Origin of the sequence: Clostridium sp. (assembly GCF_026168755.1) — a bacterium.
Taxonomy (GTDB): domain Bacteria; phylum Bacillota; class Clostridia; order Clostridiales; family Clostridiaceae; genus Clostridium.
The window spans coordinates 60,468-74,355 of the sequence record NZ_JAPFDR010000009.1; the positions used below are offsets into that span (position 1 = coordinate 60,468).

The window sequence follows — 13,888 nt, forward strand, 5'->3', positions numbered from 1 at the left end:
TATTGATTTTTATTGTCAACTAATTTTTATTCCAAATTATTGAAATAACAAGATTATCTTCTTTTAAATTTGCTATTATATTATATCCTAACTTTTCCACCAATACCTTTGTTATATATAAACCTAATCCCGTATTTTTATCACTTCTCGAATTATCCACAGTATAAAATCTATCAAATAATTTATCCACATTTTCTTGTGTTAATCCTGTTGCTTGGTTAGTAAACTCTGTAATTATTATATCATTTTCTTGCTTTAAAGATATTTTTACAAAGTTTTCACCATGCTTAATCATATTTCCTATTAAATTAGAAAAAATTCTAGTAATAGCACCTTCATCCGATATAATTTCCTTAATACCTTCTTGAATTTCAATAACTGGTTCAATATTATTACTTATAAAGTCGTTATAGAATATAGCTATATTTTCACATAATACATTACTTAAATTTACTTTCTTATAATTAAAGTTATATTCATTTCCTTCTATTCTTGATAAGCCATAAAAACTACTAATAAGCTTTTGCAAAGATTTTGTTCTTTTTTCTACTATATCCATATATTCTTTTTTATCGGACTCTGATGTTTTTTCTGATTTTATCATTTGTAAATATCCCATTATAGATGTTAATGGAGTTCTTAAATCATGAGACATATTTGATATACTTGCTCTTAACTCCTCTTCTTTTTTCTTCTTTTCTGCTACAACCTTTTGCTTTGAATCAAATATTAAGTTTATGTTTTGAACTAAATTCTCAACATCCTTATCTACAGATTTAGTTTTTATATTTACATATTCCTCTAAATTATTAGTAATTTCCTTGTTTATTCTTCTAAACTCCCTCTTATATCCTATAATAACAGCAACTAAAACAATAATTACTGCTATTAAAACACATATTACTTCCATATTCCCTCCTCTTCTAAACCATTTCTCGCTAATATTTTCTAACATATATTATATTTCATATATTGATCATTTCCAATAATTTATAACTATAAATAAACTACCTCCGAGTCACATCAAATATTTATATGGACCTCAGAGGTAAATTGTCTATAACCTATTAAATTTTTTACTACCTATATTCTCTAATACTTTAATTGAAATAAATAATGTTATTAAAAATAAAATTAACACTACAGTTAAAGTAATCATCATATTAGTAACACTAAATATTTTAACTAATGCAATTGATATCCCTATTAGTGCTAAGATTAATATCATTATTCCTAAAATAGTAATCATTACACTTGCACTTTGTTTTACTACTGTGGTTGGATTCGTCCAGTCCATTTTAGGAAAACATAAATTAATTATTAATCCTAATACTGCTGATACAATTGAAAATACTATACTTATTACTAAATTAAATATTAAATACTTAACCTCAAACTTTAACCCTATATAAAATATAATATTTGCTATAACCGCTGCTGGAATTGTTATTATTAAATTAGTTATTATTTTACCCTTAAATATATCCTTAGGCTCTATTGGTAAGACTTTTAATATCCACAATCTATTTCCCTCTAATGATATAGATGAATTTGTTGTGCAAGATAATCCAATAGTAAATACTAATATAACTAATATTGCTATAGGAATCATATTTGCTATTTCTGAATATCCTAATAATTTCACTAACGTTTCCTTACTTACAAATAAAGTAGCTATGGATGCTGCAACTAATAAAACCATTCCAAATGCTGTATTCATAACATAGATAGGTGTTGCAAAGTATCTTCTTAACTCTTGCATAACTAGAGCTTTTGTTATACTACTTGTCTCTAGTTTTTTTACTTTATAATTTGCTTTCTTATAACTTTCTGATAGTTTCCCATTTACAGTTTTAAAGGCCTTACTAAATACTATTATAAATATTACAAATGGAATTATTGATATTGCTATAAATTTTAATAAACTAAATACATCATAATTTACTAATGCATCTTTTAAATACATTGCTGGTGGATATATTTTAGATAATCCACTTACTATAGAATCACTATTTTCTACAAATGCATTAATATAATTTTGCATATTCATTGAAACTATTAGAATTAATAAAAGAGCTCCCATCCCAACTACTGTAGTTGCTATATTTTTATGCTTAAATCTTGATGATATAAATGTTATAATCATAGCTATTATTGATGCTGCTATTATAGGAACCATGGGGATAAATATTAATCCCACTACTAATATAATGAAAAAAATCCAGGATAAGCTTCCATTATAAATAAAATACACTATTGATGCAGGTATTATTATAAGTGCTGTTTCTATATAGCTTATAGACATTAAACTTAGGATTTTACTAGTCAATATTGCACTATTCTTAATAGGTAAAGACATTAATAAATCATAATCTTTAGAACTAAACAATGTGCCTTGTGCTTTGTAAATTGACATTATAAAACTTAAAATACAGGAAAATAATATAGCAACTATTAATATTAAATCTAAATATCCCATTGGTTTTAACACCATAGCTAATGCAATTGAATATGATGTGGACATAAAACATATTACTGTAGCTATTAATAACAATGTTGCTGTAGTAATAAGCAACTTCTTTTTTTCTTTAGAATTGTCTATTCCCTTAGATAAAGAATTAATACCAGTACTATTTATAAATGAATTTTTTAATAAAATAAATAAATTACTCATTATCAATCAACTCCATAAATACATTTTCTAATGTACTATTTCCTTTAACCTCTTCCGTATCCCCTACTGCAACTATTTTTCCACCTTTTATAATAGCAATCTTATCGCATAATTTTTCTGCAACCTCTAATACATGTGTTGAAAAGAATATTGCACTACCCTCATTACAAATCTCTCTCATTATTTCCTTTAACGTATGTGCTGCCTTTGGATCTAATCCGACAAAAGGCTCATCTAGTATTAACAATTTTGGCTTATGTATTAATGCTGATATTATTGCTAACTTTTGTTTCATTCCATGAGAATATGAAGATATTAAATCTCCTAAATATTTAGTTAACTCAAATTTATCTCCATAATACTTAATTAATTCTTCTCTTTTTTCTTTGCTTACTTTATAAATATCTGCTATGAAACTTAGATATTGTATTCCAGTTAAAGCTTCATAAAGATCAGGATTATCTGGAATATATGCCATTACCTTTTTACACTCTATTGGACTTTTCTTTATAGATTTATTATCTATTAAAATATCACCTTCATTAAATTCTAAAATCCCAACTATAGATTTAATAGTTGTTGTCTTTCCTGCACCATTATGGCCTATAAATCCAAATATTTCTCCACTGTTTACAGTTAAAGATATATTATCTACAGCTTTTTTCCCTTTTGAGTATTCCTTTGAAAAATTCTTTATATATAACATAAAAACACCTCTTCCAAATATTGTATCAACCTCCGGGGTCAATCCAATATTTGGATTGCCCCCGGAGGTACGCGTTTTTACACGCTTTTTCATACTTTTTGTCATTATTTAATATCTTGAGCTTTAAATATTTTTATTCCTGCAAATAATGAAATTGCTATTGTTATTAATGAAATTACTACTGATCTAAGTAGATCTCCATTTCCTACTTTAATTGAAGATGCTAATGCCGAATTGTAAAATGGTAACACTTCATAAACTCTATCAAACCAAGGATATATTCCGTATAAAAATCCTGCAAATGTTGGAATTCCTATAAATATTGCTACTGTTATTCCAATTGTAGCTCCATTACTTTTTACTAATGTTGCTATAATCATAGCTAATGCAGCTACTGCAGAACTAGCTATAAGTGATGCTACAAATGTTTTTATCATTCCTAATAATTGTGAAATTTCAAAAGCTTGCCCCCATCCATTCATAATAGTTACTGCTATTGTTGGTAATATAGTCATAACTGCTAAAATAATTGCAATTGCTACAACTATAGCTGTAAATTTTGCTAAATAAAATTCTTCTCTTTTCTTACCATAAGCTAAAAAGTTTTTAATTGTACCTTGTGAATATTCTTTTGCCATTAATGCTGCTACTAATATTCCTGTTAATATTTCTATTACTCCTGAACCAAAAGAAGAATGATATACTTCTAATGCAGTAGGATTCATTATATCCTTGGCTTGCAATTGCACTCCTAACTGACCTGGCGTTACTACTGAATCACTTTCAGATATACTTTCCATCTGCTCTATAAGAACCTGTTTTTGGTCTTCTGGCATATTACCTAAACTATCACTAAGTATTTGATCAAAAACTGATGAACACATAACTATTACTAATGTAGACAATAAAATTCCAACAAATATTAATACCTTAAATGTTCTATTTTTAAATAATTTATATAATTCAGCTTGTATAGCTTTAAGCATTTAAAACACCTCCAACTGTATTCATAAAGTATTCTTCTAAATTTTCTCCCTTAACACTTATACTTTCAACAATAACACCAGACTTTGCAAGTATTGAATTTACCTCTCCAACATTCTCTAAATTAGAGAATACCTTTATCTTTTTATCTTCTAAAACCTCATAATCACTTATTCCTAACTCTCTTTCTAATACAGTTACTGCTCTAGATGTATCATCAACTTTTAAATCTATATATTGTCTACATTTTTCTGCTAGTTCCTCTGATGTTATTTCTTCAATTAACTTACCATTTGATATTATTCCATAAGTTGTTGCAAGCTCTGATAATTCACTTAATATATGACTTGATATTAATATTGTCATGTCTTTTTCTTTATTTATCTTCTTTAATAACTCCCTTATTTCAATTATCCCCATAGGATCAAGTCCGTTTATAGGTTCATCTAGTATAAGCAGTTTAGGATTTCCCATTAATGCATTTGCAATTCCTAATCTTTGTCTCATTCCTAAAGAGAAGTCTTTAACCTTTTTCTTTTCAACATCTTTTAGTCCAACTAATTCTAATACTTCATCTATACACTTCTTTCCAGGTATGTTTCTTACTAATCTAGATACCTCTAAATTTTTTCTTGCTGTCATATTAGTATAAAATGAAGGGGTTTCAATTAAACTTCCAACCATTGTTCTGGCCTTATTTAATTCATTTTCTCCACTAACTCCTAGAAGCTCTATATCTCCACTACTTTTATGAATTAATCCTGTAATAAGTCTAATTAATGTTGTTTTACCAGCTCCATTTTGACCTATAAATCCATATATCTCACCTTTTTTAATTGTCATATTAACATTGTTTACTGCTATTTGATTTCCATATTTTTTAGTAATGTTATGAGTTTTTAATATAACTTCTTTCATCTTCATTTACCCCCTTGATAAAATTATCTATTGCTTTTTAATTATTTTTTATTTAATCTCTTAACTTGATTTTATTGTATATCTATAGTTGTAAGATACCTTAAAGAAAATATTAAGAAAGTATTAAGTTTAAAAATATAATATATAAAAACTAGAAAATTAAATATATGTAGTAAAATCTATTATTTTTTATAAGAAAAAAGTAGTTATTAAAATACTATAATTTTAATAACTACTTTTTACATTTATTATTGGCTCTCTCTTCCATATTCTCAATGTTTTTTATTTTATTATGTCAACTTTATATTTTCAATAGTTTTTATTGGACTGGCTTTAATGCTGCTGATACTAAAGTTCTTGCATCATCAAATTCATAACTACACGTTACCATTGTTATTAAGCTACTAATTCCCTCTTCACCTACTATATCCTCTGCCTTTATATCCCTATAAAATATTGATTTTTCTTTGACTCTTTCTATATATCTATTCATTTCATCTTCATTATCAAAATCAAAAATAATTTCTGCCCCATCTGCTGGAACAACATTTACTGCAAATATTTCATATACATACTGCATTCCATCTTTGACTAAAACTATTTCTGAATTTTCATTAAAGTAAGCTTCATCTTTAAGTTTTATAAGATCAGCAAACATGCTTCCATCTGCCATATGATGACCAAATATCCATAAGTTATTATCATTTTCTATATCATTTCTATAATCAATAAATATACTGCCTGGATAATAATAATTTCCATCAAAGTCAGCATATAAATAAAAATCATTATCTTCACCTTGAAGAACTGGATAATTAATATTTGTTTCATCCATCTTAATCCACATTCTATAATCACTGTTTTTTTCTTTTAAAGTATTTTCATTTGCTAAAATTTCTTCATTGACTATTCTTTTTGGATTTATTTCTGATTCTACTACAGACGGGGTAAAAAGCATAACTTCAACTTCACTTATTGCTTTCTCTCCATATTCATATAGCTTATATCCACTAAATGCTATTCCTCCAATAATAATCATAGTTAGTATTGTTATAAATAATCTTTTCATATTTCCCTCCTACACTCCCCTTTTTAATAATACCACTTTCTCTTTTGTTAAATATTCCCACATTTTAATTATATACATTTCTTTCTATATTTTAAATAACTTCTTCTATACTTCTTGAGATAAATTCAACATTGACATAAAGTTCATAAGTAAATATAATTCTATTAATATAATTATTAATCCTTAAGCTTAAATCCAATTCCCCATACTGTTTGTATATATTCATTATCCTTATCAACTTTTGAAAGCTTAGATCTTAAATTGCTTACATGAACATTAACAGTATTATCATCTCCCATAAAATCATCCTTCCAAACAGACTCAAAAAGATTCGCCCTAGTAAATACCTTATTTGGATTAGTAATTAATAATTCTAATATATCAAATTCTCTAACAGTTAAAATTACTTCTTTTCCATTAACATGTACCTGTCTACCATCAATATCTAATTCTAAATTTTTATGAATTGATTTATTGCTAATACTGTTTTTGCTAGAAAACTTAGTATACCTTCTTAATTGAGCCTCAACTCTAGCTAATACTTCATTAATATCAAAGGGTTTACTTATAAAATCATCAGCTCCCATTCTAAGTACTGATATTTTATCTTCAGCACTAGTTTTAGCCGAAGCAACTATTATTGGCATAACATGCTTTTTCCTTATTTCAGTTAATAGCTCTTCTCCAGATACTCCTGGTAACATTAAATCTAAAATTATAAGATCATATTCAAATTGTTCTATACACATCTTTGCCTCTGAACCTGAATAAGCACCCCTAACTTCATATCCATTTTGAATTAACATTTTGCATAAAAGTCCATTAATATCCCAATCATCTTCAACTACTAATATTTTTTTATTTAAATCCATATTCACCTTCTCCTCTATATTAACAACTGTATAAATTATAGCAATTTTTAAACTAATTAGTTTATACTTTAAAAAAAAACTGACTCCTACTTTAAAATATAGGAATCAGTTAATTCATTTTATATTTATGTGCTATAAATTTTCAGTATGAATGTATATACTTAATTACTTATATACATTTAATTTCAAAACTATTCGTCTTTTATTATACCATAACCCATTGTAATTTAATTATCATAGTTATAAATGATATACATTAAAATATTTAATATCATTTCCAAGGAAATTATTCATCTTTAAGTTTACTAATCATATCTCTAAGTTCTGCTGCTCTTTCAAACTGAAGATTCTTAGCTGCATCTTTCATTTCTTCTGTGTATTGTTTAATTAACTTCTTCTTATCTTTAGCAGTTAACTCAACAGCTTCCTCTACATTATAGTCAGCAGATTCTTCTGCAACCTTTGTTGCTTCAATTACAGCTCTTACATCCTTAATAATAGTTTTAGGTATAATTCCATGCTCTTCATTATACTGCATTTGAATTTCCCTTCTTCTATTAGTTTCCTTAATTGCTCTATCCATGGATCCAGTGATTTTATCTGCATACATTATAACCTTGCTTTCAGAGTTTCTTGCAGCTCTCCCTATAGTTTGAATCATTGAAGTTTCAGAACGTAAGAATCCTTCCTTATCTGCATCTAAAATTGCAACTAGTGCAACTTCAGGAATATCCAGTCCTTCTCTTAATAGATTTATTCCTACAAGAACATCAAACTCTCCTAATCTTAAATCTCTTATTATTTCCATTCTTTCAATGGTTTTTATGTCTGAATGCATATATGTAGTTTTAACTCCTAATTCAGTTAAATACTTAGTTAAATCTTCTGCCATTCTCTTAGTTAAAGTTGTTACTAAAGTTCTAAATCCTCTTTCTGTTGTTTTTAATATTTCAGCATAAAGATCATCTATTTGACCTGTTACTGGCCTTATTTCAACTACTGGATCTAATAATCCTGTTGGTCTAATTATTTGTTCTGCTATATTAGTTGAATGATCTAATTCATACTGAGCTGGAGTAGCTGATACAAAAACAACTTGATTTACCCTTTTTTCAAACTCAGTAAATTTTAATGGTCTATTATCATAAGCACATGGAAGTCTGAATCCATACTCAACTAATGTATCTTTTCTTGATCTATCACCTGCATACATTGCTCTACATTGTGGTAATGTAACATGACTTTCATCTATAAACATCAAATAATCATCTGGAAAATAATCTAATAATGTCTTAGGCGGAGTACCTGGTGCTCTTCCATCTAATACTCTTGAATAATTTTCTATCCCACTACAATATCCCATTTCTTTAATCATTTCTATATCATAATTAGTTCTTTGTCTTAGTCTCTGAGCTTCTAACAACTTATCTTGTGATGTTAACTCTCTTAATCTATCTTCAAGCTCATCTTCTATCTCTTTTATTGCCTTATCTAAAGTTTCTTGTGATGCAGCAAAGTGAGATGCTGGGAATATAGCAACATGCTCTCTTTCCCCTAATATCTTTCCCGTTAAAACATCAAACTCTCTTATCCTATCTATTTCATCACCAAAGAATTCAATTCTAATTCCTTTTGTAGAAGATGAAGCTGGAATAATATCTAAAGAATCTCCTCTCACTCTAAAAGTACCTCTCGAAAAATCAATATCATTTCTCTCATATTGAATTTCTATAAGCTTCTTTATTATCTCATCCCTATCTTTCTCCATACCTACTCTTAAAGAAATAGTAAGTTTTTTATATTCATCTGGGTTACCTAATCCATAAATGCAAGAAACTGAAGCTACTATTATTACATCTCTTCTTTAAAATAATGCTGATGTAGCAGAGTGTCTTAACTTATCTATTTCATCATTTATAGATGCATCTTTTTCAATAAATGTATCAGTTTGAGGAACATATGCCTCTGGTTGATAATAATCATAATAAGAAACAAAATATTCAACTATATTATCTGGGAAAAATTCCTTAAACTCAGAACATAATTGTGCTGCTAAAGTTTTATTATGTGCTAAAACTATAGTTGGCTTTTGAACCTTTTCAATTATATTTGCCATGGTGTATGTTTTCCCTGAACCTGTTACTCCTAAAAGAGTTTGATATTTCTCACTATTCTTTATACCATTTGCTAAACTTTCAATTGCCTTTGGTTGATCTCCTGTTGGTTTAAATTTAGAATTAATCTTAAATTCTCCCATATACTCACCTCCAAATTATTACTTATTAATAAAATAGAGACTAACATCTAAGCTAATCTCTACTTTTTATTCTTAAGCTCATTTATTATATTTTTTAAATCATCTGGTTTTATTTCAAACATATCTTCCCTTTTAACCATTTTAGGAACTAACAGAAGACCTAACCTTTTATTTCTAGGTTGTACAACATATTCTAATACTTGTCCCGAATTATTTTTAACCTTAATTGGAACTTTAAGTATACTGTCTCTAGCGGCTTTAAAAATATCTCCTTCTGATTTAATATTTTGTCCATTAATTTCTATTATTTTATCTCCACGTTTAATTCCTACTTCGTATGCTGGTGAATTAGGTGTAACTTCAAGAACCATTATTCCTTCATCATCACTTACATATAAGCATTCACCTTTCTTTTCAACTCTATACTCATATCTCATTATTATTTCAAAAGCTAATGGTGCATATATTATAGCTATTATTTGCCCTAATATATGAATACTAGCTAACTGTGCAATTAAAGAAACTGATATACCATATATTAAAATAGCAATACCACATCTTAATGACTTAGTTTTCTTCTCTTGAGTAAATGTAACATTACTATAGCCCATTATTCCATACAAAGGAATACTTGCTATCATTGCAGTAGCCAATAAAGATAACACTGCTTTATTATTTATAATAGGCCACCATGATGCTACATTGGAATAAATTGAATCTTCACCTGCTACACTATTAGTAAAAACCATCAGTATTGCAACAGGTATCGGCCAATATCTATTAAATGAAAATCCTCCAACTATTTTATCATCTTTTTTTGTAAATACAGGTATTGCTCCTCTACTTCCATCAAATATAATTAAAAATCCTTCTAATATGTATATTACTCCTACTAAAGTCATCAGTGATAATATATCAGTATTTAAAAATAGTTTCATTTCAGTTATATTACTTATAAACTTTAAAACAACTCCTATAGCACCTAATATAGATGCCGAGTATGCATATGATATATATTTCTTTTTATAGAATAAAGATAATATTGATATCATAAATATAAACTCTATTCCTGAATTTTCACTAAATGTAACTCCAAGTACAGATAATATTACACTTCCAATTGCACCTGCTAATATTCCTAATACAATTTGAGATAATGTAAGTTCTAGAGGGGTATTTAACCCCCCTCCTAATGTCATTTTTTGAATAGAAACTATTCTAACATTTTTAAAATAAAATATTATCCCAAACACTAAAAGCATAACTAAATGCATTGGCTCAATTATTGCTGTTGCTACAGACTTTAAACTATGAATTATTAAATCCATTCTGAGCCTCCTAATTAATTCTTCTCTCTTACTACCTCTAAAGCTTTTTGAAATTGTGGATCAATACTTCTATCATAATCCATTTTTAATACTTCTTGTGGAATTTCTACAACTACATTTGGCTCTATTCCTGTACCATGAATATTTTCACCATTTGGTGTATAATACTTAGATGTTGTAACTTTAAGTCCTCCCATATCATTAGGTAAAACCTTAAGTTGTTGTACTATACCTTTACCAAAAGTCGTTGTTCCAATTATTGTTGCAGCTTCATGATCTCTTAAAGCTCCAGTTACAACTTCTGAAGCACTAGCACTTCCACCATCAACAAGTACTACTAATGGCATTCCAATAGCATCTCCTCCTATTGAGTTTGATATTACCTTCTTGTTATACTTGTCAATTGTATAAGTAACTACTTCTCCTTTAGGAATAAAATTAGAAGCTATTTCAACACATTCATTTAAGTATCCACCTGGGTTTCCTCTTAAATCTAATATTAGTTTTTTCATTCCTTGCTGTTTTAATTCATTTAATTTTTCACTAAACTTATCACTTACTTCTTCATCACTAAAAGTTGTTATTTGAATATATCCTATTCCATCTTCTAGCATCTCACCTTTTACTGATTCAGTCTTTATTTCAGCTCTTACTATTTCAACTTCAAAAGGTTCCTCTACACCTTCACGCTTAATGGTTAGGGTAACTGGAATACCTTCTTTTCCTCTAACCCTAGAAACAACGGCTTCTGTATTTAAATCTGTAGCTTCATAATCATCGACTTTTAATATTATATCTCCAGCCTTTAATCCTGATTTTTCTGCTGGTGATCCTTCAACTGGAGCTATTATAGTTATATTATCATCCCTAACTCCTAATTGAGCTCCTATTCCATAAAAGCTTCCTTGGCTTGATTCCATAAATGTTGTAAATTCCTCTTTATCCATATAAACAGTATATGGATCTCCTATAGATTCAGCCATACCTTTCATGGCACCTTCTAAAAGCTTCTCATCATCTATCTCTCCATCATACATTGAAAATAACATACTTCTTAGATTAAATAAGTTAGAATATTTTTCAGCATCTTGAATATCTTCTAAATCAGCAACAGCATTTTTAGGTACTGATCCCATTATTAACCCTTTAGTAGCAAGTGTATTTCCTAGATAAAACACCCCTCCATATGTTGTTAATAATACCACTAATAAAATTAAGTATTTAAATACCTTCCTTCCAGTTTTTCTAGGCTTTTTCCCTTCTTCATTAAAATTCTCCATAAATACTCCTTCCTTTTTTATAAAACAACTTAATTATTTTAAATATCCCTTTATTCACTTAAAACTACAACCCAGAACCAAAGTAATGAGTTGTAGTTTTAAAATAATTCTATATATATTTTTATTTTTGCCTATTTAACAAATTCTATATACTAAACAACTAAGAATTTTCTTAATGCAAATATACTTCCTATTGCTCCAACTACTATACCGCCTCCAACAAAGGAAGCTAATAAAGTTGTTAAAACAAATTGAGGTTGTACTAAGTTTACTATAAACATAGATGAAACAATCCACTTAAATATTCCACTATATGCAAAGTATAATACTATACTTGATGCTAATGAACCCATTGCACCAATTATTACCCCTTCAATAACAAAGGGCCATCTAATAAACCAATCTGTTGCACCAACAAACTTCATTATTCCAACTTCTCTTCTTCTTGAATACACTGTAAGCTTTATTGTATTCATTATTAAAAATACTGATACACCTATAAATACTGCAAATAATCCTATTCCTACTATTTGAACTATATTAACAAACTTACTTATTGTGTTAATTACATCTTGTTGATTCCCTATTCCTTCAACACCAGTCATACTTTCTACTGATTTAGCAACTTCATCAGCATATAAAGGATCTTTTAAGTTAACTATAAATGAACTTGGTAATGGATTATTAGTTAAATCATAACCTTCTAGTAATCCGGCATTACTTCCTAAGTTTTCTTTTAAATTTAAAAATGCTTCATCTTTAGATTCATATGTAACTTCACTAACTTGTTGATTTTCCATCAATTTAAGTTCTATTTCTTTTTGATCAACTAATTTTATGTCTTCATTTAAATATACTTGAATTTGAATTTTAGATGCTACATCCTCAATACTTTTATTAAAATTTAATGCTAATAGAGTAAATGTACCAAATACGAAAAAAGTTATTAATACAGTTATCATAGCAGCAATACTAATTGTCCTATTTCTTTTTATGCTTTTTAAAGCATCTACTATAAAATAATTTAACGTGCTAATTTTCATTTTCGTACATCCCCTTTCTATCATCTCTTACAACCATTCCCTTATCAATAGCTATAACTCTCTTTTGCATATTATCTACTATGTCTTTTGCATGAGTTGCCATTAATATAGTTGTTCCTGATCTATTTATATCTTCTAATAATTCCATTATTTCTTTTGCTGTCTCTGGGTCTAAGTTACCTGTAGGCTCATCAGCTATTAAAACTGATGGGTTATTAACTATTGCTCTTGCTAAAGATACTCTTTGCTGTTCTCCTCCTGATAACTCATTAGGAAACATTTTGTACTTATGAGATAAACCTACTAAAGATAATACCATAGGCACTCTCCTTCTTATTTCTTTTTGAGATGCCTCTACTACTCTCATTGCAAATGCAACATTTTCATATACATTTAAAGTAGGTATTAATCTAAAGTCTTGGAATACCATTCCGATTTTTCTTCTATAATATGGTATATGTTTTCTAGTTACCTTAGATAACTCCTTATCAGCTACTACAATCTCCCCCATGGTTGGATCCACTTCTTTTAATAGCATTTTTATAAAAGTAGACTTACCTGCACCAGATGGCCCAACTAAGAAAACAAAATCCCCTGAATCTATCTTTATATTTACATTTGATAACGCTTTAACATTATTATCATATATCTTGGACACGTCCTTAAATTCTATCATAAATAACACCTCTTACAACTTTAACTTTAAAAACTATAAAGCCATTATATCATACTAAAAACTAGAATACCAATATTAAAG

General features: G+C 28.0%; 11 protein-coding genes and 1 pseudogene. All 12 read right to left on the bottom strand.

The window, feature by feature from the left end:
- Positions 1-19 precede the first annotated feature (19 nt).
- Positions 20-910 carry a HAMP domain-containing sensor histidine kinase gene (locus tag Q0Y03_RS05450; RefSeq protein ID WP_297712831.1) on the bottom strand — a complete coding sequence of 297 codons (891 nt, stop codon included), beginning with the start codon at positions 908-910 and terminating at the stop codon, positions 20-22.
- Between the two features lie 147 nt (positions 911-1,057).
- The gene (locus Q0Y03_RS05455) at positions 1,058-2,674 is read right to left on the bottom strand and encodes an ABC transporter permease (RefSeq protein WP_297712833.1); all 1,617 of its coding nucleotides are present in this window, start codon (positions 2,672-2,674) and stop codon (positions 1,058-1,060) included.
- Positions 2,667-3,380: an ABC transporter ATP-binding protein gene (locus Q0Y03_RS05460; RefSeq protein ID WP_297712835.1), complete on the bottom strand. Its 714-nt coding sequence runs from the start codon at positions 3,378-3,380 to the stop codon at positions 2,667-2,669. Before Q0Y03_RS05460 ends, Q0Y03_RS05455 begins: the two co-directional genes overlap by 8 nt.
- Positions 3,381-3,484: 104 nt before the next feature.
- The gene (locus Q0Y03_RS05465) at positions 3,485-4,366 is read right to left on the bottom strand and encodes an ABC transporter permease subunit (protein ID WP_297712836.1); all 882 of its coding nucleotides are present in this window, start codon (positions 4,364-4,366) and stop codon (positions 3,485-3,487) included.
- The gene (locus Q0Y03_RS05470; RefSeq protein ID WP_297712838.1) at positions 4,359-5,282 is read right to left on the bottom strand and encodes an ATP-binding cassette domain-containing protein; all 924 of its coding nucleotides are present in this window, start codon (positions 5,280-5,282) and stop codon (positions 4,359-4,361) included. Before Q0Y03_RS05470 ends, Q0Y03_RS05465 begins: the two co-directional genes overlap by 8 nt.
- Positions 5,283-5,601: 319 nt before the next feature.
- Positions 5,602-6,351, bottom strand: coding sequence for a class B sortase (srtB, locus tag Q0Y03_RS05475; RefSeq protein ID WP_297712839.1), 750 nt, complete (start codon positions 6,349-6,351; stop codon positions 5,602-5,604).
- A 176-nt stretch (positions 6,352-6,527) separates the two neighbouring features.
- Positions 6,528-7,223, bottom strand: coding sequence for a response regulator transcription factor (locus Q0Y03_RS05480; RefSeq protein ID WP_297712840.1), 696 nt, complete (start codon positions 7,221-7,223; stop codon positions 6,528-6,530).
- 286 nt (positions 7,224-7,509) lie between these two features.
- Positions 7,510-9,480, bottom strand: a pseudogene (gene uvrB / locus Q0Y03_RS05485) (excinuclease ABC subunit UvrB).
- Between the two features lie 59 nt (positions 9,481-9,539).
- On the bottom strand, positions 9,540-10,808 hold the full coding sequence (locus tag Q0Y03_RS05490) for a PDZ domain-containing protein (RefSeq protein WP_297712841.1): 1,269 nt from the start codon (positions 10,806-10,808) through the stop codon (positions 9,540-9,542).
- Positions 10,809-10,822: 14 nt separating this feature from the next.
- Entirely contained in the window at positions 10,823-12,088 is a 1,266-nt protein-coding gene (locus Q0Y03_RS05495) for a S41 family peptidase (RefSeq protein ID WP_297712842.1), read from the bottom strand.
- A gap of 152 nt (positions 12,089-12,240) precedes the next feature.
- The gene (gene ftsX, locus Q0Y03_RS05500) at positions 12,241-13,131 is read right to left on the bottom strand and encodes a permease-like cell division protein FtsX (protein ID WP_297712844.1); all 891 of its coding nucleotides are present in this window, start codon (positions 13,129-13,131) and stop codon (positions 12,241-12,243) included.
- On the bottom strand, positions 13,121-13,807 hold the full coding sequence (gene ftsE / locus Q0Y03_RS05505) for a cell division ATP-binding protein FtsE (RefSeq protein WP_297712845.1): 687 nt from the start codon (positions 13,805-13,807) through the stop codon (positions 13,121-13,123). The genes ftsX and ftsE overlap by 11 nt, the downstream gene beginning before the upstream one ends.
- Positions 13,808-13,888 lie beyond the last annotated feature (81 nt).